Origin of the sequence: Mesobacillus sp. AQ2 (assembly GCF_030122805.1) — a bacterium.
Classification (GTDB): domain Bacteria; phylum Bacillota; class Bacilli; order Bacillales; family Cytobacillaceae; genus Mesobacillus; species Mesobacillus oceanisediminis_A.
The window spans coordinates 1,232,522-1,259,449 of sequence record NZ_CP126080.1 but is presented as its reverse complement, the minus strand read 5'-3'; the positions used below and the strand labels follow the sequence as shown (position 1 = coordinate 1,259,449).

Genomic DNA, 26,928 nt, shown 5'->3' with positions numbered 1-26,928 from the left:
ATCCATTTTATCCCTCATCAAAATGGATTACAAATCAAAGCGGCTGCCGAAAAGCAGCCGCTAAATCTATATAAACGGCTCAATGGCCGAAATCTTCATCTTCTCTCAATATCTAATTTCCCGGCTAAAATTTGTCCTAAACAGCCGGACAAATCACTTTTGAAAAATGGGCTTTTCCCCCTGAAAAAATGTTTAGAGGATGATTAAACAAGGAAATCATCATTAATCCTTTGTTAAGATTGTAAAAAAAGAAACATGTTCTTTATTAAATTCATGTAATTTTTTTCGCAAACATCTTCTTATTTCGACATCTTTAAGCTAAAATAGATTTCGCTTCAAAAATTTATTTTGGATAATAGTGGGGGGACCATAATGGTTTTCAGAAAAAAGGACAAGTTTGCAATCTTGCTTACGGATATTTCCGTGAATCTGAAAGAAAGCAGTGAATATTTTGCTGATTATAAACTCAACAATGCCAGCGATCTAAAAATCTTCACTGAAAAAATGAAGGATATGGAGACGAAAGGTGATAATTACATCCATGAAGTCATCATGGAACTGAATAATGCGTTCATCACTCCTATCGAAAGAGAAGACATTCTTGCCCTCTCTATGTCAATGGATGATGTTCTTGATGGGATGGAACAATGCGCGAACCTGTTTGATATGTATTCGATCACGAAAGCAGATGAATTCATGATGCAGTTCGTAGCAGCCATCAAGAGTGCTGCATTTGAAATTGAACAAGCCGTTCAGCTGTTGACAACAAAAAAACTTAAACAAATAAGAGAACATGCCATTCGCATTAAGGATCTTGAATCAAAATGTGACGGCGTCCTTCGCCAGTCCATTAAACACCTATTCTCGGTGGAAAAAGATCCAATCAGAATCATTCAGTACAAGGAAATATATGAAGGCCTTGAAGAGATCGCAGACAGCTGTCAGGATGTTGCAAACACTCTTGAAAGCATCGTTATGAAAAACGCGTAAGGAGCCTGAAAAATGGATGTAGTTTTTATAGTAACAGTATTGATTGTTATCGGGGCTCTTGCATTTGACTTCATCAATGGTTTTCACGACACAGCAAATGCGATCGCCACTTCCGTATCAACGAAAGCCCTTAAGCCTCGCCATGCGATTCTACTGGCTGCCATCATGAACTTTGTCGGCGCCATGACTTTTACTGGTGTAGCCAAAACAATTACAAAGGATATTGTTGATCCTTTCACACTTGAAAATGGATCAATCGTGATTTTAGCTGCTTTGATTGCCGCGATTTTCTGGAATCTGTTGACATGGTACTATGGGATCCCGAGCAGTTCTTCGCATGCAATTATCGGTTCTATTGCTGGTGCGGCGATTGCAGCATCTGGATTTAGTGCATTGAATTATGGTGGATTCCTGAAAATTCTTCAGGCGTTGATTATTTCACCACTTTTAGCCTTTGCAATTGGATTTATAGTTTATAGTATTTTTAAAGTCTTGTTTAGGAATAACAATCTTGCAAAGACGAACCGTAATTTCCGTTATTTCCAGGTTGCAACAGCAGCATTGCAGTCATTTACACACGGAACGAATGATGCGCAAAAGGCTATGGGTATCATCACAATGGCCTTGATTGCAAACAACTACCTGACTACAAATGATATCCCGCTATGGGTACAGTTCTCCTGTGCGCTAGCCATGGGTCTTGGTACCTCAATCGGTGGCTGGAAGATCATTAAGACAGTCGGCGGAAATATCATGAAAATCCGTCCAGTGAACGGCGTAGCAGCTGATTTGACAGGTGCGCTGATTATATTTGGAGCGACTTATATCCACTTGCCAGTTAGTACAACCCATGTCATTTCATCTTCCATTCTTGGAGTGGGAACTGCACATAGGGTAAAGGGCGTTAAATGGACTACAGCACAGCGCATGATTATTACATGGGTTATTACCCTGCCAATTTCGGCTACTGTAGCAGCTATCTCGTACTTTATCTTAAATGCTATCTTTTAATGAGTTTCTGTGTTGATGAAAAAAGCCCAGGGCAACTGCCCTGGGCTTCTTATTTAGGTCATTATTTAATGCTGTCGATAGCGCCGATCAGCCTTTTCTCAATATCTGACGCGATGGCTTGCAAGTCCTCATTTTCAACAAGTTTAATTAACTCTGTTGGTTTCGGAAGCCCCACCTTGGTTGCACCGTTTTCTTTATAAACAACAATTTTACATGGAAGGAAATAACTCACGAGCGGATTTTTCTCCAGCACTCTTTTGGCTTCATGTGGATTGCATACTTCAAGGATAATATAGTCTCCGTCAAGCTCTACACCTTTACCAGCCAGTGTTTCCTTCATATTCAGAGACCAAAGGACTCCAAACTTCTCATTTTTCAGGCTTGCTTCAAGTGCCGATACCGCTTCATTCAATGACTTGTCCACTTCAATTGTATGATGGAACATACTTCATCTCTCCTTTCGATTTTAAAATACCTTAAAACACTAGCAGATAAACCACTATAGGTATTATATACATTGTGCCATAGTAAAAAACCGCCGTACAATTTTTTGCATACCGACGGTAAATAACTTTCTCGTAATCCATTTACATTATGACCTTTCCTGCAGTTCGGAAATCTCCACGGTTGTTCTCTCTTCCAGTGGTCCCCGCAGATGAACAGTCGCGGTCCGTCCATCTTCATTTAAATGATCAATCCAGACAGATGCACCATTATAGACGACATCGATTTCTGCAGATGACGATAAAATTTGCTTTACGCGGTTCAAATCCATTTCCCTACCTCCACAATCCATTTTCTCCACTATTTTAGCTAGAAGCTTTAGTTTTTATGCGGAACATTTAAAGAAACTTTGCATTCGTTGTAACTCAATTCTAATGTTATTTTAGGTCAATCGTCTTCGTAAGCAACGATAAGTACGCTTGAAAATATCCTAATCCTCCTGCCACTAAAATGCCCGTTTGCGTTAAAATAGAAGAAAAGTCTGAAATTCAGGAGGACATTATGCCTGATTGGTCCTATCACACGCTATTTAAACCATGGTTATCAAGGCTTCCCGGAAATGCGGGCAGGGAATTCATTCACAGGGGAATGTCGACGATTGCCAGTATCCCTGGAGGAAAATCATTCATAGAGTTTCTCGGCCATATGAGTCCTTCAGGAAAATTATCCCGCAATCTTTTTGGACTTGAATTCGAAAGCCCTGTTGGATTAAGCGGAAAAATCGACCCAAAATTAACAGGGACTCAAGCATTCCAAACGCTTGGGTTTGGAACAATCGAAGTTGGCCCTGTTACCGTTTTACCACGGGATCATGTTGTCGATGCATCACTGGATTCATCAGAAGATGCTCTGATCCTGCCAGAAAACCTGCAGACGATTGGACTTGCAGCCACAATCGACACTCTGAAAAAGAAGCAATTAAGTGTTCCAGTTCTGATCCGACTGGAAGAACCAGAGACGATTGCCAGACATTTCAAAGGAGTTGGGGATGCATTTGTAATAGAAATCGACTCCTTAAAAAGCCCGGATAATCTGTCACAAATAAAAGCTTTGTTGGATAACAGACCGATTCTTATAGCAGTCAGACATACCATTGTTCCGGAAACTCTTTCGAAACTTAAGGAAGCCAGTGCGTTTGCTGATGGAATCATGATTGAGGAAGACCGCGCCCTGAAATCCGGCAAACAGGTTCTGGCTTTACAGCAAATCAGCAGTTTGACCCGTGCTTTATCGATGATAAAAAAAGAAATTGCACTCCCTGTCGTGACTTCGGGAGGAGTTGCCGAACCTGCTGATGCCCTTGAACTTTTCAGAGCAGGAGCAGAACTTGTCTTTCTGTCTGGAGGCTATATCGCATCAGGTCCTGGCCTGCCAAAAAGAATCCAGGAAGCGATGCTTGATACCCGCAAAGAAGAAAAAGATCATTCGGGATGGGTATGGTATTGGCTTTTCGGACTGTTTATTTTACTTGGTGGTTCCATTGTCCTTTTTTATAGTTTGACGAAGGTAATCCTTTTCTATGATGAAGCTTTTATGCAAATGAGCAGGGTTGAATTGATTGCTTATAACTCTAACCTGTATAAATTCATGTCCCATGACCGGATGACCCTGGCGGGAACGATGATTTCCGGCGGGTTTATTTACATGCAGCTTGCCCGCTATGGCATCAGACATGGCATACATTGGACGAGGAAAGCATTTAATATCGGGTCAATTACAGGATTCCTCGGAATTTTGCTATTCCTCGGATTCGGTTACTTCGACTGGCTGCATGGATTGTTTTGGCTGATTCTGCTCCCTGTTTATCTAATTGGCTACAGAAAGACGCGCGGTGCGAATGGGCCGCCATCCTCGAAAAACCGAACAAACCATATTGCCTGGAAAAAAGCAGTGTTTGGACAGCTATTATTTGTGATCCTTGGCTTCTCGTTTGTCCTGGGAGGAGTCATTATTTCCACTATCGGGACGACATCAGTATTTGTTGATACCGATCTACAATACATTTGCATGACTCCTGATCAGCTTAATGCACTCAACGAAAAGTTGATCCCGGTCATCGCGCATGATCGAGCAGGCTTCGGCAGCTCACTTTTCAGCGTGGGATTATTGGTGCTGACCCTGGCTTTATGGGGATTCCACGAGGGGGCTGCCTGGGTATGGAGAACTTTTTTGATCGGTGGCATCCCGGCTTTTTCAGCAGGAATCCTCACCCATTTTTATATCGGCTATCTTGATTTTATTCATCTCTTCCCAGCCTATTTTGCACTTGCCCTTTACCTTGGCGGATTATGGCTGACCAGGGACTATTTTAAATTGAGCACCAGGTTGAACCATAAGCAGATGCCATGCAAGACTGCAGACATACCCTAAAAAGGCAATTGTCTGCGGTCTTTTTTTATTTGTACCAAATAAAACCCTTATGAAAAGTGGCTTTGTGTAATAGCAGCACACGCATAAGGATTCTTTTCTTTTTTAACGCTTCCCCCTCTCTATGGCCCATTAGTGAAAGGAAACGGCTATATAAGGGTACAATACAAGCAATACGGGCATTTTACATTTTTTACTGCATTGCCCTATCACAAATTCTCTCCATTTCTTTAAATTCACCCTTGTAAAACTCACTAAAAACGAATATTATATTTATTGTGTCTAAAAAACGTTCGTATTTTGGAGGAACTCATGTTTAAATTAAAAGAGAACAACACAACCATAAAAACTGAAATGATGGCTGGGTTAACAACCTTCTTCACGATGGTTTATATCGTAGTCGTCAATCCGATCATACTTGCTGATGCTGGTGTTCCCTTTGAACAGGTTTTCACGGCGACCATCATCGCTGCAGTCATCGGTACTTTATGGATGGCCTTATTTGCTAATTATCCTATTGCCATCGCTCCAGGCATGGGCCTGAATGCTTATTTTGCCTATTCCGTTGTCGGCAACCATCAAAATATTACGTATGAAACGGCTTTCGCGGCTGTATTTATCGCAGGTTTAATCTTTGTTATCCTTTCGCTGACATCTTTCCGCGAAAAATTGATTGAAGCAATCCCTGTCAACCTCAAGCATGGAATCACTGCCGGAATCGGCCTGTTCATTGCTTTTATCGGCTTGCGCCTGACAGGGATCATCACGGCACATCCGACAAACCTGGTTGCACTTGGTGATCTTCATTCACCTTCCGCACTGCTTGCTTTGGTTGGACTTGCCATTACGCTTATCTTGATGGTACTGAACATCAATGGTGCACTTTTCCTTGGAATGGTTGCCACAGCCCTCATTGCCTTTTTCACTGGACAACTGAACTTTAATGAAGGTTTCATGGCGATGCCTTCCCTGCCCGAGGGAATGATTGTCCTTAATCCATGGACAGCTTTGATGGATGTAATCCAAAACAGCTTATATGCTGTCGTGTTTTCGTTCATCCTTGTGACTATTTTTGATACGACAGGTACAATGATCGGTGTGGCTCATCAAGCAGGATTGATGAAAGGGAATTCCATGCCGCGCGCCCGGGAAGCACTGCTGTCCGACTCGATTGCTACTGCAGCTGGGGCTATGTTCGGGACAAGCCCGACGACAGCTTACATTGAATCGTCTTCAGGTGTGGCAGCAGGCGGACGTACAGGACTAACTTCACTGACAGTTGCTGGCCTGTTCATTCTTGCTGCTTTCTTCGGACCGCTTGTAAGCGCAGTTTCCGGATTGTCGGCTATAACTGCTCCGGCATTAATCATTGTCGGCAGCCTGATGATGGGAAGCATCTCTAAGATCACATGGGATGAACTTGATGAAGCATTCCCAGCTTTTCTGATCATCCTTAGCATGCCGCTAACATCAAGCATTGCTACAGGAATCGCACTTGGCTTCATTTCCTATCCTCTTCTGAAAATTGTCAGAGGAAGATGGCGTGAGGTCCACCCACTGCTTTATGTTTTCGCAGTCTTGTTCTTTTACCAGCTTGCGTTCCTGCCTCACTAAGGAAAAACTTGCAAATTTAATCGAAGATAGAACCTGCCATTGGCGGGTTCTTTTTTTATCGACTGTTCTAAGGCATGTCTTTTCACAATAAAAATAAGGTGAGACGGACAAGGCTGGTGATAGGGATGACAGGAAAAATTCTTGCTGTGATAGTGGGAAGCTTGTTGCTTGGAGTAGGAGTGAATGGATTTTTGGTACCCCACCATCTCCTGGATGGCGGTATGATCGGGATTGGGTTGATCATTCATTATTTTTACGGTTTTCCTGCAGGTCTCACGATGATCCTCCTGAGCATACCTCTATTCTTATTGGCATGGATACTGGAACGAAAATACTTTTTTCATAGCTTGTATGGTTTGTTGGCGTCAAGCTTGTTCATTGATTTATTCGTACCAGTGAAACGCGCAATACACTTAGGCATTTTGCCAAGTGCATTCATGGGAGGTATTTTGGTAGGCTGTGGAATCGGCTTGATGCTTCGTTATGAAACGAGCACCGGAGGAACGGATTTATTTGCCCAATTGATTCATAAATTTTTCCCTCTTAATGTCGGATTCATGATTTTCATAATTGATGGAGTAGTGGTTTTGTCAGGACTGAAGGTGATTGGGATGGAAAAATTCATTTTTTCTCTGCTCACCATAACCTGTGCAGGATTTATGACATCGTTGTGCGTGATTAAGCGAAGGATCGTTTACTGATTTTTTTGTGAAAAGATGACTTAAAAATCTTTTCCGTTGATCGCAATGTAATCACAATAAAAAAGCCAGCCAAAAACTTACTTGGCTGGCTTTTTTGCATTATTAAGCTTCCGCTTCAATTTTCTGATTCATATCTGTATAGACAGTAGAATCGATTTCTTTTGTAATCCTGCTAGTCAATATGCCTGATGTCATCGATCCGCTGACATTTACCGCTGTGCGGCCCATATCAATCAATGGCTCAATTGAAATCAGCAAGCCGGCAAGACCGACTGGCAGATTCAATGCAGAGAGCACAAGCAATGCAGCGAATGTGGCTCCTCCTCCAACACCGGCTACCCCAAAGGAACTGATTGCCACAATTATAATCACTGTCGCCAGGAATGATGGTGACAATGGATCGATTCCTACTGTCGGCGCAATCATGACTGCCAGCATAGCAGGATAAATTCCGGCACAGCCGTTTTGGCCGATTGATAGGCCAAACGATCCTGCAAAGTTCGCGATTCCCTCTGGAACACCAAGTGAGCGCTGGGTTTTGATATTCAATGGCAGCGCCCCTGCACTCGTCCTTGAAGTGAAGGCAAACGCAAGCACAGGAAATGCTTTCTTAACATAAGTGACCGGATTCAATCCAGCAATCGTCAATAATAGCAAGTGGATGATGAACATGATGGCAAGCGCGACATAAGAAGCGGCTACGAACTTACCCAATTTGAGGATTGCATCGAAATCACTTAAGGCAACTGTCTTGGTCATGATCGCAAGAACACCATACGGAGTCAGCCTCAGAATCAGTGTCACGACCCTCATGATGACTGCATAGAAAGCATCCACTATCTTAGCGAACAGCTCTGCCTGGTCCGGAGACTTCCTTCTGACTCCAAGGAAGGCGATCCCCAGGAATGCAGCGAAAATCACGACAGATATTGTAGAAGTTGGCCTTGCTCCTGTGAAGTCCAGGAATGGATTGGCCGGCAGGAGATCGAGAATTTGCTGCGGCATTGTCCGCCCCTCAATCCCGCCATATGTCTCCTCCAGTGCAGCTGCACGCGCCTGTTCAGCATCTCCCTGCGTGATTTGGACCGCTTCGAGATCGAAGCCGACAGCCGTGGCAATCCCCACAGCTGCTGCAACCGCCGTGGTACCGACCAGAAGTCCAAGGATCAGCGTGCTTATCTTGCCAATATTATTGGTCAGTTTCAGCTTAGTAAAAGCCGTAAGAATTGATATGAACACGAGCGGCATGACAACCATCTGCAGGAATTTCACATATCCGCTGCCAACGATAGAAAACCAGTCGGCACTCTTGTTGATGATTTCCGAACCTGCCCCATAGATTAATTGCAGTGCGAAACCGAAGATAATTCCAATTCCGAGCGCAATGAATACCCTTTTAGAAAAAGATACATGCTTTTTTTGCAAGTAAAAAAGAATAGCTATAATACCCAGCATGATTGCAATATTTAAAATCACTAATCCAGTAGTCACTCATTTCCCCTCCTATGTTATCAATCTCGAATAATATAATACATGTATTCTGATAAGTCAACTCGGAATTAAAATCTTCTCCTCCTTTTCCTAAATTTTTATACAGTATACTTTATGACTGTGTCATAGGTTACATGCATCGCAAAAAATTAAAAAAGGATGCCCGCCTGAATCCCAGGGAACACCCTCTACATCTCTGTCTGTCCTCTACTTCAAATTTTCAACCAGTTTTTCTATTTTGCTCCTGTTATTTTCAAATCCGATCAGAACTTTTTTGTTTTTAAAGAACCATAGCTTTGAGTTTGTAAAAATGAATGCTGGAACTATTACAGTCCCAGTCATATCTTTAAGTTTCTTTTCCTTTTCAGGTTCATCCTGCACATTGATTTCTTCATAAGGTACTTGGTTATGCGAAAGAAACTCCTTCGCCTCCTGGCAGTCTGTTCACATGGGACGAGTGAATAGTGTTAATGCACTTTTTGACATTTCCTTGCCCTCCTAAACCATACTCTTAACGGTATTATATATTCCAAAAGTCCAGCCAAGCCAATATTTAGCCTATTTAATCTTTAGGGAAGACCATCCTTACCTAATTTCTCACTAAAAGTCCATTAAACATAAAATAGAGCAAGCTAATTAAAAATCCTCACTTTATTGCTTTTTATGTTAAAGTAAAAGAAATATATCCGAATAATTTGTCTTTAAAATGGGGCTTGTGCTCACTTGATGACTGGGGATTAAAATATGAACCTTTTAACAGTTCTAGTATTGAATCTAATCTTCATCCTGATCACTACTTTTGTTTTCCAATACATTATCATCAATAAGTTTAAAGCATTATATCAAAGGCTCGACAAACTGTTGATAGTCTTGTTGGCAGGAAGCCAGATCGTTTTTTGCATGACTTTTACGCTGATAAACAACCCTGATTTCATTTTTGACTTACGGTTGATTCCTGTAGTTGTCGGAGGCCTGTATGGCGGTCCAATTGTAAGCATCCTGCTTTTCGTAATCGTTGCCCTGGCCAGGTTTCCCTTTGGCGGCGATGGTGTATGGGTCAATTTTTTCAATATGCTGACCATTACCGTTTTTACATCATACATATCTTTAAAATTCCGGAGTTTCCCTCTTGCTAAAAAGCTTTACACGGTAGTGGCTGTTGCTATTTCCTATACCCTCCTCATTTTCCTGATGAAAGCAGCTGTGTTTAAAGACCCTAATGACATTCAGTTTATGGTCATATACGGCGTAACTCTGACAGTGGGGATATTTATTATTGTTTACTATATTGAAATTATGAAGCAAAATCTTGTTTTACATAATGCTGTAATCAAATCGGATAAAATTGAAGTCGTTTCTCAGCTGGCTGCTAGTGTCAGTCATGAGGTCCGCAATCCGCTGACCGTAACCAGAGGATTTTTACAGATGCTGAAGGATCCCTCCATAGAGGAAGAGAAACGGCTTTATTATCTGAATACTGCCATCGATGAACTTGATCGGGCAGAGACAATCATAAAGGATTACCTAAGTTTTGCCAAACCGCAATCCGGGATAGCTTCATCAATTTGTGTGAAGGAAGAGATTGAAAAAGCAATGGAACTCATCATTCCTTACGCTAATCATTTCTCGGTCAGCATAAAAAGGGACCTTATGGAGGGAATGTTTGTTTCCGGTGAAGCTTCAAAATTCCATCAGTGTATATTGAATATCATAAAAAATGGCATAGAAGCTATGCCCAATGGCGGGGATCTTGAGATCGGCTGCAGGACGGAGGGCAAGCAAGCCACCATCTCCATAAAAGATACAGGATGCGGCATGACCCCGCAGCAGCTATCCAGGCTTGGAGAACCCTATTTTTCCACCAAGGCTGAAAAAGGCACTGGACTCGGCATGATGGTGGTTTATAAAATCATTGATGAAATGAACGGCAGGATCCAGGTAAAAAGCAAATTGGAACAAGGAACTATATTTAAGATTGATTTGCCACTATATGATACGGAAAAACGGGAGATATAATCATCTCCCGTTTTTTAGTCTTCTATCAGGTTAAGGACTGGCACGTCTTTTTCCAATTCCGGTTCAGATTTTGAATAAACCCTTGCCATCTTTGTTTTCTCGTCAACATGCTGGATAATGACGGGAGATCCATCATATGTCACATTGATCAAATCAGCTGATTCAACAATTTCCTTTGCTCGGCCAACATTCATTTTGAGTCCCTCCTTGATGATAACAAATATAATTTATGCGTAATCATATCATGCTATCCAAGAATCCGGCCCAAACATTAAATCTTGAAATTCAGTCTGATCACATTTGCTTTTCTTAAGGTTTCATAGATAATCACAATGATCGGGCCGGCGAAAATACCCGCTATCCCCAGCAGTTTCAGGCCGATATACATGCTGATCAAAGAAGCAAGCGGAGAAATCCCAAGGCTGGAAGAATAAATCTTGGGCTCTATCACCCTCCGGACAACCGTGATGACTAAGAACAGGATGATCAACCCGATCCCGAGAAAATTATTATCCTGAAGAATCGCGATGACAGCCCAGGGAACCAGCACCGAACCTGTCCCGAGGATCGGCAGGATATCAACTGCCACAATTAACAGTGACAGGAGGCCGGTATACTTCACCCCAAGTATACTCATGCCAGCCATAGCCATTACAAAGGTGACAAAACTCAGGATGATCTGCGCTTTTAAAAATCCGATTCCCGCCTTGTTTAACTGGCTGCCGACTAGAAAAACCTTTTGCCGGGTCTGTTCCTTCAAGTGGGACTCAAGTTTCAATTTCAGCTTAGGAAGTTCAAGACTGAACAAGAATAACGCAATTAAATATACAAGGAATTCAATCATGAATCCAGGGATTGCCGCAAGCAAATTGATAATGCCTGCAACGGCTTGCTGAAGAAAGGAATCGAGTGCATTAATATTTTTTTCGATTGTTTGCTCAATTTGCGTAATTACTTCCACCGGGAAATTTTGCGAGTAGAATTCCCATTTATGCATTAATGGCAAAATCGCTGTCCGGTAAATATCCCTTACAAAGGTTGGCGTCTTTTCCGATAATGATACTGCCTGGTGTGCGATAATTGAGACAAGATTATATCCAATCACTCCCAACAGGAGAACAAATCCGAGGAACACAGCGATCACAGCTTGGAGTCGCTGAAAAGAAAATCTTTTTATGATCCACTGAACCGCTCCTTCTAACATGACTGCGGTCAGGAAGGCAAAAATGAGCGGCAAGCTGTAAGGAATAAGAAGGAAGATGACTGCTGCAGCCACTCCAATCATTAACCATTTTTTCCACATAATCTATACTCCCTTTTAAAAAACTAAATCTGTAATAGCTTTAAAATTACTATAAACCATCTTGGCCTTTACTGCTATTTTTTCCGCCACATATTTTTGTTTCTCCCTCTTGCAGGGTATAAAGGTAAAAATGATTAGTGAGGAGATTTTATGGAGGAACAATTCAATTTTTCGAGCCCGCTGGAAAAAGACTTCTTTCAGCAGCCGACCCTAGACTTGGCTGCTTCCCTGCTGGGCTGCATCCTGGTAAAAGAAACCGAAGAAGGGGCAGCCGCCGGCATCATTGTCGAGACGGAAGCCTATATCGGCCCTATGGATCAAGCGGCACACAGCTATAATAATCGCAGGACACCGAGGACTGAAATCATGTTCCATGGGGCTGGATTGGCCTATACGTATGTCATGCACACCCACACCCTATTCAATGTTGTCAGTGGAAAGGCAGGCAATCCAGAAGCTGTGTTAATCCGTGGAGTGGAACCATTATCAGGTCTGGATTTAATGGTCAAGCGACGGGGCATGCCGGAATCAGCCAATCTCACCAATGGTCCAGGGAAGCTGACAAAAGCGCTCGGGATCACTATGTCAGATTACGGACATCACTTAACGAAGGAACCACTTTACATCGCACCGGGGTTGTTACCAGATAGCATTTCATCAGGCAAAAGAATCGGCATCGATAATTCCGGAGAAGCGAGAGACTATCCATGGCGGTTCTGGATTACCGGTAACAGCTATGTTTCCCGTCACCAGAAGGCCGAAAAAACATTTGTGAACAATGGAGGGTCAAAATGAAAAAAAAAGCGATATTCTTGGACAGGGACGGTGTCCTAAATGAAGTACTATCTCACCGGGTAAAATTCGTCAACTCCCCGGAAGACCTGTACCTCCTTGAAGGTGCAGCCGAAGCCGTTGCGGAACTGAGCAAAGCTGGTTATGAAATTTTTGTTGTCACAAACCAGGGTGGCGTCGGTCTGGGATTTTTAAAAGAAAAACGTCTACACGAAATTCATGACACCATGATTGAGATGATTAAGGAACATGGTGGCCACATCAAGGAGGTTGCCTACTGCCCTCACAAGCCAAAAGCCGGTTGCGAGTGCCGAAAACCGAACGCCGGCATGCTTCTCGACCTCGCCAGCAGGCATGAGATCAACCTGGAAGGAAGCGTCATGGTTGGCGACCACGAACGCGATATTGAAGCCGGCAAAAAAGCAGGCTGCAAAACCGTCTTTATTGGCTCGGAAGATACAAGTGCAGACAAAAAAGCCCCTTCACTCCAGGCAGCCGTTCCATTCATTCTCGAACTTTTAGATGAAGAATAACTTACATTGTTAAAACCGCTGCCTGTGGAGAACTGGCAGCGGTTTTGAATTTAAACTTGCGACATTCTATTTGCCGGTCAGGTAAGTGTTGCCCGGAAATTAAGATGGCTTTTCGATTCCGGGAACAGGTTTTAGCGTGACTGCTATTTTTGTGACCGGAATTCTGGCTTCGCTCTCTTTTCGGGCACATATTCTTCTTTTATGTGACCGTTATCCGTGGACTGCACAGTTTTCGAGCACATATTTCTCTTTTATGTGACCGTCATCCGCGGATTGCACAGTTTTCGGGCACATATTTCTCTTTTATGTGACCCTCATCCGCGGATTGCACAGTTTTCGGGCACATATTTCTCTTTTATGTGACCGTTATCCGTGGACTGCACAGTTTTCGAGCACATTTTCTCTTTTATGTGACCGTCATCCGCGGATTGCACAGTTTTCGGGCACATTTTCTCTTTTATGTGACCGTCATCCGCGGATTGCACAGTTTTCGGGCACATATTTCTCTTTTATGTGACCATAATCTAGGGACAGCCATCTTTTCGGGCACATATTTCTCTTTTATGTGACCGTCATCCGCGGATTGCACAGTTTTCGGGCACATATTACAATTAAAACCTCATTCCCCTCTCAAAACCGACTAACCCACGAGAATCATTCTATCCCGAGCCATCCATCAAGAGGCACTTATCTTCGTCAATGAACGCCCGAGTTCGAGCGCTCGCCGATTAATATCCAATAGGGAATGTTTTTCCGGCGCAAGCACTTTTTTCAACGCTTCCAAGATCGATTCATCTGGAAGGATTCCCGTTTCTTCTAAAAATGCGCCAAGAAGAATCATATTGGCGACTTTCGGGTTGCCAAGTTCATTGGCCTTCTCTGTTGCGTTGATATTCAACACCCTGATATCGGTTCTTTCCGTTCTTTTTGAAATTAATGAGGAGTTTACTATGAGTAATCCTCCAGCCCTTACAACTGGCTCGAATTTTTCATAAGAAGGATTGTTCAGGACAATGGCTGTTGTCGGGCTAGAAACCAGCGGCGAACCAACCTGCTGCTCGCTGACAACTACTGCACAGTTTGCGGTACCCCCACGCTGCTCAGGTCCGTAAGAAGGAAGCCATGATACAAACTTGCCCTCTGTCATTCCGGCATAGGCAATCAATTGGCCCATCGACATGACCCCCTGGCCGCCAAAGCCGGCAATCAGAATTTCTTCCATCAGCGAACATCCCCCTTCTGGACATCCTTATATACACCGAGAGGATAAGCAGGCACCATATTGTCCTTGATCCAATCTAGTGATTCATTCGGATCCAGCCCCCAGTTCGTTGGACAGCTTGAAAGTACCTCGACCATCGAGAAGCCAAGCCCCTGCTTCTGTGTTTCGAATGCTTTGCGGATCGCTTTCTTTGCTTTTAGGATATTCGGGACATCGTGCGAGGAAACCCTTTCGATATAAGCTGTGCCATCCAATGTTGACAGCATTTCACTAACCCGGATCGGCAGTCCCTGAATGCTCGCATTCCGGCCAAAAGGAGTTGTCGCCGTTTTCTGGCCAACCAGTGTGGTCGGCGCCATTTGTCCGCCTGTCATCCCATAAATCGCGTTGTTGACGAAGATGACCGTAATGTTTTCCCCCCGTGCTGCTGCATGGACCGCTTCGGCAATCCCAATCGAAGCCAGGTCGCCATCCCCCTGGTAGGTAAAAACAAATCGGTCTGGGAGGACGCGCTTGATCCCGGTCGCTACTGCGGGAGCCCGGCCATGCGCTGCCTGTGTCATATCACAATTGAAATATTCGTAAGACAGCACCGAACATCCAACCGATGCTACTCCGACCGTATCCTCGAGGATGCCCATTTCTTCCAGCACTTCTCCTACCATCCTGTGGATGATTCCATGCGTACAGCCAGGACAGTAATGGGTCTGGGTATCCGTCAGCCCCGCTGTTTTCTCGAACACCGTTTTCATCGTCATACCACAACACCCCCGGCCAGCTTGATGATCTGATCATAGATTTCTTCCTGCGTCGGCACTACCCCGCCAGTCCGGCCGAAAAATGAAACAGGAGCTTTGCCCTCGACAGCCAGCCTGACATCCTCGACCATCTGTCCGGCACTCATCTCAACCGAAAGAAAGCCCTTCACCCGGTCGCGGGTCTCAACAAACGGCAATTCAGGGAATGGCCAAAGTGTAATTGGGCGGATCATGCCGATTTTCAGTCCGTCTTTACGCGCTTTGTTGATTGCATTCATGGCAATCCTTGCGGCGGTTCCATAAGCCGTTACGATATATTCTGCATCCTCTGTTTCATACGTCTCATATCTGACTTCATTTTGCTGAATCAGCGCAAATTTTTTCTGAAGATGTTCATTGCGTTTTTCCAGGGCATCAGCATTTAATTCTAGTGAAGTGATGACCCTCGGCTTGCCGTCCCCGCGGGTTCCTGTCGTTGCCCATTCCTTCTGCTCCGGTTCCCTTTCTTTCAGCTCCTTGAACTCGACAGGCTCCATCATCTGTCCAAGCATGCCATCCCCAAGCAGGATAACAGGCGTCCGATAGCGGTCGGCAATATCAAATGCTGCTTCCGTCAGGTCTATGATTTCCTGGAGAGTAGATGGCGCCAGGACTGGTGTATGATAGTCGCCATGTCCTCCGCCCTTTGTTACCTGGAAATAATCCGATTGAGCCGGCTGGATGTTCCCAAGCCCAGGGCCGCCCCGCATAACATTCACGATCAGCGCCGGAAGCTCAGCCCCAACAAGATAGGAGATTCCTTCCTGCTTAAGGCTAAAGCCCGGGCTTGAAGAAGACGTCATCACGCGAACTCCGGTTCCTGCCGCACCATACACCATATTTATCGCAGCCACTTCACTTTCCGCCTGTAAAAATAACCCGCCAACCTCGGGCAGCCTTCTGGCCATATAGGCTACAAGCTCACTCTGCGGGGTAATCGGATAACCGAAAAAATACTTACAGCCCGCATGGACAGCAGCTTCGGCGATCACCTCATTACCCTTCATCAGTACTTTCCCCATTGTCATCTCTCCTTTGTTACACAGATTTGCGAACCTTCTCAGGCCTATATACAGTGATCACGGAATCCGGACACATTTGCGCGCATTTCCCGCAGCTGATACAGTTTTCCTGATCAGTGACGACGGCTGGCCGGTATCCCTTTTCATTCAAGTAATCAGCCAGATAGATCACATTTGTCGGACAAGCATTCACGCACAACTTACACGATTTGCAAGTCTCTTCGTTAAAAACAACTCTCTTCTCCACTGCTTTTGCCTCCTTTACATTTCCCACGGCAATCTCAGATACCTGGAGATCACCTTCACTGGTGCTGCCGCCTCAATATCGACTTCTTCTAATGCTTCAGTTGCTAAATGCTGCGGCACTACCGTGTACAACATCGGAATTCCAAGCTGTTCCGATAGAGCCATACTCAGTTTCAAGCCATTCGACACATCCTGATCCGTGGTATCATTTCCAACATTTGAATTATTGATGATGCCGGTGATCTTCAATCTTGAGGCTTTTTCAATTTTCTTCAAGGTATCCATTGCACCTTCCAGAGTACTTACGTAAGGCCGGTTGGCATTCAGGACAAAGAGTACCTCTAGCTTCATCTCTTTCCAATCGCTGTAGAATTGACCCAGTGCTGTCGCCCCATCCTTATCCCCGCCTGCATCGACAATCAGCTTATACGACGGATCATAAATCACCCTGCTTAAATCGCCAGGAACAATCGGCAAGTCCGCAGCAGCAAGCCTTTCAGCAGGTGCAATCAATTCAATCCCTTTTTCTGAAAAAATAGCCCTGGCATCCCTTGCACGATAATAAGGATTGACAATATCAAGATCGGCGACTGCGACTCTCGTCCTCTCCTTTGCTGCTTCTAACGCCAGATTGATCGATATCTCGGTTTTGCCGCTGCCAAAATGGCCGGTAATAATGGTTATATCCGCACCTCGTTTCACGGCTCCACCTCCTTCTTCTATTGAAAGCGTTTTCATTTACTATTATATAAGCCTACTTTTATCTTCTCTTTGACAAAAGTCACGTTTTCGATAAAAAAGGAGTTCATTATGAACTCCTTTTTTATCTTTCTTTATATTGCGAAACTGAGGACTACCTTTTGCGGCATGTCCTGTTCTTCGTATACTTCTTTTCTCAACCTTTCACATGAAGGCATTTCATAGGAAAAATCCTGCACTGCTTCAGGAATCAATCCGTCAGCTTTCAATGTTTCAAATACCCTCTGCATTGCATCGTCCGTATCCAGGCATTCATCTGATCCTTCATATTTAAAACAATCTACACATGTCTCCACGATATTTGCGTCAATTTGCTCCTGAGTAAAAACCAGTTTTGCGCCAGCCATCTTTTCCACTTCGCGATTTTCCAACTCAATAATCGTCGTTACGTTCATTATTGGCACCTCCGTTTGGATTACACTATCATTATAGTAAGTTGTCATCCAATCAGGGGTGTTTTGCTAATTAGTTCATTTTTTATTCACATATTTCATTCAAAAAGTTGTCAAAACTCCATAATAGCGGGACTTTCGATACCCTGCCAAGGATTACTCTATTACAGCAATTTCAACCAGGTCCCAGGAATGAATGATTTATATGTGAAAATAATGCAATTCCGCGAAACCGAATTAATTTCCCGCAAAATCCACCTGCAATTTCGTGAAACAGCCATATAATTCCGCTAATTTCCACTATCATTCCGCGACTTGGAAACCAGCATCTAAATTTAACAGCCAACTTCCAGAACATTTAATGTCATCCTGCTAATAATCAGAAAAAATCAAATAGATAAACTTCCTGGAATCCAATTGACCTAGGAAAAAATAACTGATACTATCTCTATTATTATTTAAATCCATCATTTTTCCTTGTATATGTTCGAGAATATGGCTCGGACGTTTCTACCATGCTACCGTAAAAGGCGTGACTACAAGGGACTTAGATATTTGCCACTCTTTTTTGGCATTTGTTTTGTCCTTTGTGGTACTCCGGCAGCATGCACTGCCGGAGTTTTTTATTTTCTCAAATAAACAACCAGGAGGACAGCACATATGAAAAACTTTTTCCAGTTTGCAGAACGAAACACCAGTTATAAACAAGAGTCACTTGCCGGGATTACGACATTCTTATCGATGGCGTATATTCTTGTCGTCAATCCGATGATCCTAAGCCAGGCCGGCATGGACAAGGGTGCCGTTTTTACAGCGACAGCGCTTTCTGCCATCATTGGCTCTTTGCTCATAGGACTGCTTGCCAATTTTCCGATCGGAATCGCTCCAAGCATGGGCTTGAATTCTTTTTTCACTTTTAGCGTCAGCATAGGGATGGGTGTTGAATGGGAGGTCGCCCTTACCGGCGTCTTTGTTGCGGGTGTCCTGTTCGTTATCCTCAGCCTTCTTAAAATCCGTGAAAAGATCATCAATGTCATTCCACAGGACCTGAAGCATGCCATCGCAGCGGGAATCGGCTTTTTCGTTGCCTTCATCGGCCTGAAAAATGCTGGAATCATAGTTGGCAGCGAAGCGACATTTGTGTCGATTGGCAACCTTACATCGGGGCCGGTATTGCTTGCTTTGTTCGGTTTCATCATCAGTGTGATCATGATGGTCCGCGGGGTCAGCGGAGGTATTTTTTACGGAATGGTCATTGCCACGATCATCGGGATCTCTACTGGCTTGATTGAAAAACCTGACGCCGTTGTCGGCACTGTTCCAGACATTTCTCCTACTTTCGGCGTTGTCTTCAACCACTTAGGGGATATTTTCTCACCGGATGTGCTTGCCGTCATTTTCACCTTCCTGTTCGTTGCATTCTTCGATACGGCGGGTGCATTGATTGCAGTAGCAAGCCAGGCGGGATTGATGAAGGATAATAAAATCCCGAATGCAGGCCGTGCCCTGCTTGCAGATGCTGGCTCGGCGGTTGCTGGTGCTGTACTCGGCACTTCAACAACCGCATCATTCGTGGAATCTTCAGCAGGAATCGCGGTCGGGGGCCGCACCGGATTCACTTCCGTCATCATTGCTGCATGTTTTGGCGCAGCCTTGTTTTTCTCACCTGTACTATCCGTGATCACTCCGGAAGTCACCGCACCAGCATTGATTATCGTAGGTGCGCTGATGGCAACTGAAATCAGCAAGATTAACTGGAATAACCTGGCTGTCATCATTCCGGCTTTCGTGACCATCATTATGATGCCGCTCACTTTCAGTGTCGCAACAGGGATTGCGCTCGGCTTCATTCTTTATCCATTAATGATGCTTGGCATGGGCAAATCCAGAGATGTCCACCCGATTATGTATGTTCTTGGATTCCTGTTTGTCGGTTATTTTATTTATGTATAGCAAACGAAAAGCCCGCAGCTATTAAAGTTGCAGGCTTTCTTTTTAAAAAAAGGGAATCAGCCCTGCGTAGGCTGGTTCCCTTTTTTAGATCCTATTCATTCACCCATGCCAATCCGATCGTGCCCTGCCCGGTATGTGTTCCGGCAACAGGACTGAAGGTAGTAGTGGTAAAAGATATATTTGGGAAACGCTGCTGCAGTTCTGCCTGCCATTCGTTTGCCAATTGTGGCACATTTCCATGAATGACACTGGCTTCCTTTACATTGCCAGATGCCTCATCAAAAATTTGGAACAAGCGCTCCTTCACCTTTTTTTCTGTCCTGATTTTATCAAAAAGAACAACCTTTCCATCATCAAACCTGACGATCAGCTTCAGTTTAATCAAGCTCCCGATGATCACCTGTGTAGTCGACAGGCGGCCGCCTTTGTGCAGCTGCTCCAGGCTTCCCGGTGCCATATACAGATTGGCCTTGTCAGGCAGCGTCCTTAAATAGGAAACGATTTCATCGTATGACTTGCCTTCATTTTGAAGCTCAATCCCCTTTTCAACCATGCGTCCTAATGGAAAGGACCCAATTTTAGAATCGATGACATCAACCTTGAATTCCACCATGCTGGAAGCGGCTACTGAAGATTGGTAAGTTCCTGTAAGGGCACTTGATGCGTGAATCGCAATCGCATGTTTGTATTGCTCCTTGAGTTTCTGATAAAGTTCCACAAACTCTCCGATCGCGGGCTGCGATGTTTTCGGCAGGACCTTTGATGCGGCAAGCTTTGGATAAAAATCCTCTGCTGTAATATCAACGCCCTCCAAATAGGATTCTTCGCCAAAAATAATGCTTAAAGGTACAACATATATATGGTTTTCTTTTATGAACTCTTCAGATAGTGAAGCTGTACTGTCGGTTACCCATGCAATGTTATTTAATGTCGTCATGTTTTCTCCTGTTCTCCGTCAAAAATATCGATGAATATGCTTACAATTCCCATGATATATGAAGTTCACTTATAAAACTATTAGTAATTTTTAAGAATACGATTTATTTGTTAGAAACTATAAAAAAGTTAATAACATTGACACATGTTTTTACAGATGACCCAACGGGAACAATGGTACAAACTCGACTGGGAGGAACATGTTCCATGGACCCTTATATCTACGCATTATATTCCCTCATCTACTTAATTTTATTCCTTTGGGGTTTAAAAGCTTCAATCAAATTCGGAATTCTCAGGTGGATGAATGTACTTTTGCTCGTTACGTTCGGACTGGTGTATGACAACCTGATTCTTGCGTTTGGAAGCTTGATCGGCGAAGGCTCTTTTTTAAAGACCATGAATCTTTTGCGTTTTTGGTTTCATGCCCTTTTCACCCCATTACTGATTATTTTTTCCTGGGCTGCAGCCAGCGAGGCCATCGCCATCGCATGGTTAAAAGGGCGAGGCGGGTTGCTCTTTGCGGGATTCCTCACACTGTCAATGGTCATCTCTGAGCTTGTTCAAAATACGGTAGGCCTCGAACTGGAGCCAGATCGCTCATATGGAGTGTTAAGCTATGATTCATCAGGCTCCCATGGTCCGCCAATCATGATCATTGGCGTTACTGCCGCCTTGCTTATTGCCGGCATCATCTTATGGAAAAAAAGGAAGTGGAAATGGATGGCTATCGGTGTCATCCTAATGGGAATCGGAAGTGCTGTCCCCTTTCCATTGGAAAGCGATGCGGCGACCAACGGTTTTGAACTTATCCTGCTCATTTCACTATGGGCTACAAAGGCATTTCTTGAAAACAATCAGGCCGTGAAGAAGGCATGATTGTTTTAGAATAATTTCTTAATTTCCTCCGCTGTCAACTGTTTGCCCGCCGAGACTACATTTTCATCAATGACCACAGCGGGGGTACAATCTACTGCATACTTTTCGATTTCTTTCCCATCTTCAATCTTTTCAACAATAGCCGCCACCCCAGCTTCATCGATCGCTAAATTAATATTCTCCTCAAGCACCTTGGATTTTTTGCAACCAGTTCCCAACACTTTGATGATCATGGCCTTTCCCTCCTTCTGATAAAAACACTGCATGGCTTATAGAGTGAATTTACCCCATTTTTAAAAACGAAAGACTCCTGCCCGCAGATTTTTGAGTTATGGCCGAGAAATGAAAAGGATTTTTGACAGCTTGTATGGCATTTGTTTTAAAGCTGTCAAAATAATGGCCGGTTCTTGACAGCTTTTCCTGCTATCGTCCCCAACCTGTCAAAATAACGACGTTTTCTTGACAGCTTTTACCGCCATCACCCTCAACCTGTCAAAATAACGTCGCTTTCTTGACTGCTTTTCCTGCTATCACCCTGAACCTGTCAAAATAACGTCGCTTTCTTGACTGCTTTTCCTGCTATCACCCTGAACCTGTCAACATAACGTCGTTTTCTTGACAGCTTTTACCGCCATCACCCTCAACCTGTCAAAATAACGACGCTTTCTTGACTGCTTTTACCGCTCTCACTCCGAACCTGTCAAAATAACCACACTTTCTTGACTGCTTTTCCTGCTATCACCCTGAACCTGTCAAAATAACGACGTTTTCTTGACAGCTTTTACCTCCATCACCCAGAACCTGTCAAAATAATGACGTTTTCTTGACTGCTTTTCCTGCTGTCGCCCCCAACCTGTCAAAATAACGGCCGGTTCTTGACTGCTTTTACCGCTATCACCCTCAACCTGTCAAAATAACCACGCTTTCTTGACAGCTTTTCCTGCTATCACCCTGAACCTGTCAAAATAACCACGCTTTCTTGACTGCTTTTACCGCTCTCACCCCGAACCTGTCAAAATAACCACACTTTCTTGACAGCTTTTACCTCTATCGCCCTCAACCTGTCAAAATACCGAGCGGTTCTTAACAGCTCTCCCCATGCCTCCTCCTAACCTTCCTAAAAAAAAGTCAGTACATCTCTGATTATCACGGTTCCCTGCAAACCGTCCCTTCGGATGCAATTGCTTTTTAGAAATATCAAAATGTGAGAAGATAGGAAAGTATTAAAATGAAGAGGAGGCGCATGGGATGCCAAAAAATCTCCAGGATACAACTAAATTACATAACGGTGTCAAGATGCCTTGGTTTGGTCTTGGCGTGTTCAAGGTGAAGGAAGGCTCAGAAGTTGTTGAGTCTGTAAAAGCTGCCCTTAAGAATGGCTATAAAAGCATCGATACTGCTGCGGTTTACAAGAATGAGGAAGGCGTAGGACAGGCACTTAAAGAAGCGGGAGTTGCTCGTGAAGAGTTGTTTATCACGACAAAGGTGTGGAATTCGGAGCAAGGTTATGAATCCACTCTTCAAGCTTTCGAGACAAGCTTGGAGAAGCTGGGCCTTGATTATCTTGATCTTTACCTGATTCACTGGCCGGTTGCGGGAAAATACAAGGAAACTTGGAAAGCTCTTGAAAAGCTTTATAAAGACGGCCGTGTCCGCGCGATTGGTGTCAGTAACTTCCACGTCCATCATCTAAAAGATTTGATGGCGGATGCAGAAATTAAGCCAATGGTTAACCAGGTTGAATATCATCCACATCTTGCCCAGACGGAGCTTCTGGAATTCTGTAAAGCCGAAGGTATTCAGATGGAAGCTTGGTCTCCATTGAAACAGGGTGAACTATTATCGGAACCGACGATTGTCGAAATTGCTGAAAAGCATGGAAAATCACCGGCACAAATCATCCTTCGCTGGGATTTGCAAAATGGCGTGGTGACCATTCCAAAATCCATCAAGGAGCATCGCATTATCGAAAATGCAGATATCTTTGACTTTGAACTATACACCGAAGATATGGACCGTCTGAACAGCTTGAACAAAGACGAGCGTGTAGGACCGGATCCTGATAATTTCGATTTTTAATTAAACTCTAAGTAAGTAATTAGACGCAGAATTTTTTCTGTGTCTTTTTTTATAAAATAAATTATTACTTAATTATTATACCTAAACTTAATACCTAGTGCTAAAAATCACTTCTTTTTATACTTCACCATGCTAAACTGCAAGTGAATATAGTCAGAAAGGGGTATAAGCATGAATTTGCCAGAACTTAAAATCGGCCATATGGTTACAAGTGTTCCAATCATGCAAGGAGGAATGGGGGTAGGAATTTCACTGAGCGGATTAGCTTCAGCGGTAGCTAACGCAGGCGGGATTGGCATCATTTCCGGAACAGGGATTTCGACCGAGGAATTACGGTCACATATCAGGAAGGCGCGCGAGCTAACAGATAGGAAGGGATACATTGGCGTAAATGTATTATTTGCAATGAATGATTTCGCTGAAAAAATGAAGGCTGCATTAGATGAAAAAGTGGATTTCATCATATCTGGAGCAGGGATATCAAGGGATATGTATTCCTGGGGCAAACAAGCTGGCATCCCTGTCATTTCGATTGTCTCTTCGGCGAAGTTAGCTAAAATCTCGGAACGTCTGGGTGCATCTGCCGTGGTTGTGGAGGGATTTGAGGCCGGCGGGCATCTGGGGACAGACAGGCCATTATTTGAAATACTCCCCGAGATTGTTGAGGCTGTGTCCATCCCGGTAATTGCTGCCGGAGGAATATTGACTGGTGCTGATATCGCCAGGGCATTATCACTTGGAGCTTCTGGGGTCCAAATGGGCACAAGGTTCGTGGCCAGCGAGGAATGTGACGCTCCGCAAAGCTTTAAGGAAAAGTACATCTCGGCTGCAGAAAAAGACCTGCAGCTGGTAAAAACAACTGTAGGCTTGCAAGGGCGGGCAATCGCAAATCATTTTACAAGGCTTATTACTACTTCAGATAAACTCCGGATCAAAAAATGCCGTGATTGCCTGAAAAATTGCTCCTACCAATTTTGCACACTTGACTCGCTGCTTACCTCAGTTGCAGGGGATGTAGAAAATGGCCTCGTATTTGCAGGTGCCAGGGTTGGTGAAATAAAAGAAATCCTTCCCGTCCGGAAAATTATAGACAATTTAAAGATGGAATATATAGCAGCTAAAAGCTTCGCTCAATAAAGGCTCTTTCTTCATCAGGTCCTGCTTACCATAAAAACGGAGTCTGTTTTTCCTTGTACGGAAATAGGCTTTCATAAAAACAGACAACCATGATTGTGGCTGTCTGTTTTTCTTTATAGTGTTATTAAAAATTCCTGGTTTGTCCGCTGATCTTCTGAGAAAACCCGTTCGTTAAAATAGATTTCTTCATCATTCATTAAAATGACAGTCGAGCTTCTCGTTCCGTATCCTTCACTTTTTATGAACATTGGTGACAGCAAACGTTCCCATTCAAGTGAAACTCCAGTTGAAGGCAATATATGGTCAGGTGCAGGGTCCGCATTTTCCAAAAGGCTAAATAAGCTGTCTGCCAGGTCAGAAGTGTCTTCCGATACGATTTTCTTCAATCCTGCTTTACCTTTTTCCACTTTAGGCCATTCGGTATTAAGCAGATGGTTGCTTACGCCATGGATACCTGGCTGAATTTCCACCGGGTGGTGGTTTCCACGGTTCGAATAGTAATAAAGTTCCTTAAGGTCACCTGCCAAAAGATTATAACCAGGATATTCGAGACGCCTTTGTGCCATTTTTTGAAGATAATTTTCGGGATTGTCCATTCCCCTAAGATATTCAGCCACAAGCTCCCCGCGGGTTCTTTTTCCAGCAGTCTGTTCACTTGGGTCCCGGTAATTAGTCAAGGCGGCAATTTTCCCTGAAGTGGTCACTCCCATCCAGGTACCCATTTTTTCAAGGTCGCGTCCGGCAAGCAGCTCCGGTGCATCCTCCCAAAAAGCCGCTGGGGCAGTGGCACGGTTGTATGCTTCATCCCTGTTTGCAGCGATAATCAGCTTATATTTTGGATGCGCTTTATAGGCAAATAAAATTAAACACATTCATCATCACAGCTTTCCGTTCGGTTTTCTTCTATTATAACTCAAAGCAAAAAAGAGAAGGACCAGGTCCCTCTCTTTTCAGTCATTTATTATAACAGCATACCTGCCATTGCTGCACTCAATAATGACGCAAGCATACCAGCAATGATTGATCGTACACCCATTTTCGCGATGTCAGCACGGCGATTTGGGGCAAGGCTTCCAAGTCCGCCAAGCAGGATTCCCATGGAAGATACGTTTGCGAATCCACATAGCGCGAAACTGATGATTGCTACTGTTTTAGCAGATAATTGATCGATTTGCGGCGCAAATGATGAATAAGCTACAAATTCATTCAAGATCAATTTTTGTCCAATGAATCCGCCAGCTTTAACTGCTTCATCCCAAGGAACACCAATAGCGAAAGCAAGCGGAGCAAATACAAAGCCAAGAATCGTTTCAAGTGTTAGATTATCGGCACCGAAGAATCCTCCTAAGAATCCAATAATACCGTTGATTAATGCAATCAATGCGATGAACGCAAGCAACATTGCACCAATATTCAAAGCTAATTGAAGACCTGTACTTGCACCTCTGGCCGCAGCATCGATGACGTTCGCTGATTCTGTGTCTTTTTCCATCCTCAGCTCATCAGATGTTTCAGATTTCTCTGTTTCTGGAATCATGATTTTAGCCAGTACCAACCCTGCCGGAGCAGCCATGAAACTTGCTGCAAGCAAGTATTCCAAAGGAACACCCAATAAAGAATAACCAATTAAAACAGAGCCCGCAACGGAAGCTAGTCCACCTACCATTACTGCAAAAAGTTCAGATTGAGTCATTTTAGCAATGTATGGCTTAATGACAAGTGGTGCCTCAGTCTGTCCAACAAAAATGTTTGCTGCTGCTGAAAGTGATTCAGCTTTGCTCGTTCCCAGTAATTTAGAAAGTCCTCCGCCCAGGAACTTGATGATTAATTGCATGATTCCCAGATAGTAAAGAACAGAAATCAAAGAAGAGAAGAAAATGACGACAGTTAATACTTGAAAAGCGAATACAAACCCAATATTTTCGGCCTGGAACAAGCCGCCAAACAAGAATTGCACGCCAGCGTCTGTATAATTGACGATTTCATTGACAGCAAGCGAGAGTTTTTTCAATAGCAGCTTCCCTGTTTCCCACTTCAGTACAGCGAAAGCGAAGATGAATTGAATTGCCATTCCACCAATGATTGTGCGCAAATTGATGGATTTCTTGTTATTTGAGAAAATGAATGCAATTCCCAGAACAACAGCTATTCCCATCAAGCCCCATAAGATATTCATTTTGACCC

General features: G+C 43.8%; 27 protein-coding genes, 1 pseudogene and 1 riboswitch. Of the genes and pseudogenes, 12 read left to right on the top strand and 16 right to left on the bottom strand.

Going from position 1 to position 26,928, the window contains the following annotated elements:
- The first annotated feature begins 372 nt into the window (after positions 1 to 372).
- Both QNH36_RS06245 and QNH36_RS06240 read left to right on the top strand, forming a co-directional pair.
- Entirely contained in the window at positions 373 to 990 is a 618-nt protein-coding gene (locus QNH36_RS06245) for a DUF47 domain-containing protein (RefSeq protein WP_144474345.1), read from the top strand.
- A 12-nt stretch (positions 991 to 1,002) separates the two neighbouring features.
- Complete coding sequence (locus tag QNH36_RS06240; RefSeq protein ID WP_144474343.1) at positions 1,003 to 2,001, top strand: inorganic phosphate transporter; 999 nt, start codon at positions 1,003 to 1,005, stop codon at positions 1,999 to 2,001.
- Between the two features lie 61 nt (positions 2,002 to 2,062).
- On the opposite strand, the gene QNH36_RS06235 is transcribed toward QNH36_RS06240, so the two are convergent.
- Both QNH36_RS06235 and QNH36_RS06230 read right to left on the bottom strand, forming a co-directional pair.
- Positions 2,063 to 2,446, bottom strand: a complete 384-nt coding sequence (locus tag QNH36_RS06235; protein WP_144474341.1) for a DUF302 domain-containing protein — start codon at positions 2,444 to 2,446, stop codon at positions 2,063 to 2,065.
- A gap of 147 nt (positions 2,447 to 2,593) precedes the next feature.
- A complete protein-coding gene (locus QNH36_RS06230; protein ID WP_144474339.1) occupies positions 2,594 to 2,776 on the bottom strand; it encodes an H-type small acid-soluble spore protein in 183 nt (60 codons plus the stop codon).
- Positions 2,777 to 3,006: 230 nt separating this feature from the next.
- Here QNH36_RS06230 and QNH36_RS06225 point away from each other — a divergent pair, with 230 nt between their 5' ends.
- The 3 genes from QNH36_RS06225 to QNH36_RS06215 all read left to right on the top strand — a co-directional run bounded on the left by QNH36_RS06225 (position 3,007) and on the right by QNH36_RS06215 (position 7,187).
- On the top strand, positions 3,007 to 4,875 hold the full coding sequence (locus QNH36_RS06225; RefSeq protein WP_283904943.1) for a dihydroorotate dehydrogenase: 1,869 nt from the start codon (positions 3,007 to 3,009) through the stop codon (positions 4,873 to 4,875).
- 309 nt (positions 4,876 to 5,184) lie between these two features.
- Positions 5,185 to 6,486, top strand: coding sequence for an NCS2 family permease (locus QNH36_RS06220; RefSeq protein ID WP_283904942.1), 1,302 nt, complete (start codon positions 5,185 to 5,187; stop codon positions 6,484 to 6,486).
- Between the two features lie 125 nt (positions 6,487 to 6,611).
- The gene (locus QNH36_RS06215; RefSeq protein ID WP_144474333.1) at positions 6,612 to 7,187 is read left to right on the top strand and encodes a YitT family protein; all 576 of its coding nucleotides are present in this window, start codon (positions 6,612 to 6,614) and stop codon (positions 7,185 to 7,187) included.
- A 102-nt stretch (positions 7,188 to 7,289) separates the two neighbouring features.
- Here QNH36_RS06215 and QNH36_RS06210 read toward each other — a convergent pair whose 3' ends face one another.
- Together QNH36_RS06210 and QNH36_RS06205 are read right to left on the bottom strand one after the other, a co-directional pair.
- Complete coding sequence (locus QNH36_RS06210) at positions 7,290 to 8,642, bottom strand: L-cystine transporter (protein ID WP_481825319.1); 1,353 nt, start codon at positions 8,640 to 8,642, stop codon at positions 7,290 to 7,292.
- A gap of 243 nt (positions 8,643 to 8,885) precedes the next feature.
- Positions 8,886 to 9,107 (bottom strand): annotated as a pseudogene (locus tag QNH36_RS06205) (glutaredoxin family protein); the annotation flags it as partial.
- A gap of 315 nt (positions 9,108 to 9,422) precedes the next feature.
- On the opposite strand from QNH36_RS06205, the gene QNH36_RS06200 reads away from it, so the two are divergent.
- A complete protein-coding gene (locus QNH36_RS06200) occupies positions 9,423 to 10,694 on the top strand; it encodes an ATP-binding protein (RefSeq protein WP_283904940.1) in 1,272 nt (423 codons plus the stop codon).
- A 14-nt stretch (positions 10,695 to 10,708) separates the two neighbouring features.
- Here the strand turns inward: QNH36_RS06200 and QNH36_RS06195 are convergent, their stop codons facing one another.
- Positions 10,709 to 10,888 carry an H-type small acid-soluble spore protein gene (locus QNH36_RS06195; protein WP_144474325.1) on the bottom strand — a complete coding sequence of 60 codons (180 nt, stop codon included), beginning with the start codon at positions 10,886 to 10,888 and terminating at the stop codon, positions 10,709 to 10,711.
- A 77-nt stretch (positions 10,889 to 10,965) separates the two neighbouring features.
- Positions 10,966 to 11,997 carry a sporulation integral membrane protein YtvI gene (ytvI, locus tag QNH36_RS06190; protein ID WP_144474323.1) on the bottom strand — a complete coding sequence of 344 codons (1,032 nt, stop codon included), beginning with the start codon at positions 11,995 to 11,997 and terminating at the stop codon, positions 10,966 to 10,968.
- A 150-nt stretch (positions 11,998 to 12,147) separates the two neighbouring features.
- On the opposite strand from ytvI, the gene QNH36_RS06185 reads away from it, so the two are divergent.
- Positions 12,148 to 12,792 carry a DNA-3-methyladenine glycosylase gene (locus QNH36_RS06185; protein ID WP_283904939.1) on the top strand — a complete coding sequence of 215 codons (645 nt, stop codon included), beginning with the start codon at positions 12,148 to 12,150 and terminating at the stop codon, positions 12,790 to 12,792.
- Positions 12,789 to 13,322: a D-glycero-alpha-D-manno-heptose-1,7-bisphosphate 7-phosphatase gene (locus QNH36_RS06180; protein WP_144474319.1), complete on the top strand. Its 534-nt coding sequence runs from the start codon at positions 12,789 to 12,791 to the stop codon at positions 13,320 to 13,322. The genes QNH36_RS06185 and QNH36_RS06180 overlap by 4 nt, the downstream gene beginning before the upstream one ends.
- Positions 13,323 to 13,998: 676 nt before the next feature.
- Here QNH36_RS06180 and QNH36_RS06175 read toward each other — a convergent pair.
- The 6 genes from QNH36_RS06175 to QNH36_RS06150 form a co-directional block, all read right to left on the bottom strand.
- Complete coding sequence (locus tag QNH36_RS06175) at positions 13,999 to 14,544, bottom strand: 2-oxoacid:ferredoxin oxidoreductase subunit gamma family protein (RefSeq protein WP_251544639.1); 546 nt, start codon at positions 14,542 to 14,544, stop codon at positions 13,999 to 14,001.
- Positions 14,544 to 15,302, bottom strand: a complete 759-nt coding sequence (locus QNH36_RS06170; protein WP_283904938.1) for a thiamine pyrophosphate-dependent enzyme — start codon at positions 15,300 to 15,302, stop codon at positions 14,544 to 14,546. The genes QNH36_RS06175 and QNH36_RS06170 overlap by 1 nt, the downstream gene beginning before the upstream one ends.
- The gene (locus QNH36_RS06165; protein ID WP_283904937.1) at positions 15,299 to 16,363 is read right to left on the bottom strand and encodes a 3-methyl-2-oxobutanoate dehydrogenase subunit VorB; all 1,065 of its coding nucleotides are present in this window, start codon (positions 16,361 to 16,363) and stop codon (positions 15,299 to 15,301) included. The genes QNH36_RS06170 and QNH36_RS06165 overlap by 4 nt, the downstream gene beginning before the upstream one ends.
- A 16-nt stretch (positions 16,364 to 16,379) precedes the next feature.
- Positions 16,380 to 16,610 (bottom strand): 4Fe-4S binding protein, encoded by a 231-nt coding sequence (locus QNH36_RS06160; protein WP_214709587.1) that lies wholly within the window; start codon positions 16,608 to 16,610, stop codon positions 16,380 to 16,382.
- 14 nt (positions 16,611 to 16,624) lie between these two features.
- A complete protein-coding gene (locus QNH36_RS06155) occupies positions 16,625 to 17,311 on the bottom strand; it encodes a nucleotide-binding protein (RefSeq protein ID WP_283904936.1) in 687 nt (228 codons plus the stop codon).
- A 131-nt stretch (positions 17,312 to 17,442) separates the two neighbouring features.
- A complete protein-coding gene (locus QNH36_RS06150) occupies positions 17,443 to 17,763 on the bottom strand; it encodes a hypothetical protein (protein ID WP_144474309.1) in 321 nt (106 codons plus the stop codon).
- A 454-nt stretch (positions 17,764 to 18,217) separates the two neighbouring features.
- Positions 18,218 to 18,319: riboswitch (purine riboswitch) on the top strand.
- Between the two features lie 101 nt (positions 18,320 to 18,420).
- Here QNH36_RS06150 and QNH36_RS06145 point away from each other — a divergent pair.
- Positions 18,421 to 19,713: an NCS2 family permease gene (locus QNH36_RS06145; protein ID WP_283904935.1), complete on the top strand. Its 1,293-nt coding sequence runs from the start codon at positions 18,421 to 18,423 to the stop codon at positions 19,711 to 19,713.
- 91 nt (positions 19,714 to 19,804) lie between these two features.
- Here QNH36_RS06145 and QNH36_RS06140 read toward each other — a convergent pair whose 3' ends face one another.
- Positions 19,805 to 20,650 carry a DegV family protein gene (locus QNH36_RS06140; RefSeq protein ID WP_144474305.1) on the bottom strand — a complete coding sequence of 282 codons (846 nt, stop codon included), beginning with the start codon at positions 20,648 to 20,650 and terminating at the stop codon, positions 19,805 to 19,807.
- 206 nt (positions 20,651 to 20,856) lie between these two features.
- On the opposite strand from QNH36_RS06140, the gene QNH36_RS06135 reads away from it, so the two are divergent.
- On the top strand, positions 20,857 to 21,528 hold the full coding sequence (locus QNH36_RS06135) for a hypothetical protein (protein WP_186326617.1): 672 nt from the start codon (positions 20,857 to 20,859) through the stop codon (positions 21,526 to 21,528).
- 5 nt (positions 21,529 to 21,533) lie between these two features.
- Here the strand turns inward: QNH36_RS06135 and QNH36_RS06130 are convergent, their stop codons facing one another.
- A complete protein-coding gene (locus tag QNH36_RS06130; protein ID WP_283904934.1) occupies positions 21,534 to 21,761 on the bottom strand; it encodes a thioredoxin family protein in 228 nt (75 codons plus the stop codon).
- Between the two features lie 1,015 nt (positions 21,762 to 22,776).
- Here QNH36_RS06130 and QNH36_RS06125 point away from each other — a divergent pair.
- Complete coding sequence (locus tag QNH36_RS06125) at positions 22,777 to 23,607, top strand: aldo/keto reductase (protein WP_283904933.1); 831 nt, start codon at positions 22,777 to 22,779, stop codon at positions 23,605 to 23,607.
- A gap of 171 nt (positions 23,608 to 23,778) precedes the next feature.
- A complete protein-coding gene (locus QNH36_RS06120; RefSeq protein ID WP_144474297.1) occupies positions 23,779 to 24,744 on the top strand; it encodes an NAD(P)H-dependent flavin oxidoreductase in 966 nt (321 codons plus the stop codon).
- Between the two features lie 113 nt (positions 24,745 to 24,857).
- On the opposite strand, the gene QNH36_RS06115 is transcribed toward QNH36_RS06120, so the two are convergent.
- Both QNH36_RS06115 and QNH36_RS06110 read right to left on the bottom strand, forming a co-directional pair.
- The gene (locus QNH36_RS06115) at positions 24,858 to 25,616 is read right to left on the bottom strand and encodes an NRDE family protein (protein ID WP_283904932.1); all 759 of its coding nucleotides are present in this window, start codon (positions 25,614 to 25,616) and stop codon (positions 24,858 to 24,860) included.
- Between the two features lie 89 nt (positions 25,617 to 25,705).
- The gene (locus tag QNH36_RS06110) at positions 25,706 to 26,920 is read right to left on the bottom strand and encodes a NupC/NupG family nucleoside CNT transporter (protein ID WP_144474293.1); all 1,215 of its coding nucleotides are present in this window, start codon (positions 26,918 to 26,920) and stop codon (positions 25,706 to 25,708) included.
- Between the last annotated feature and the right edge of the window lie 8 nt (positions 26,921 to 26,928).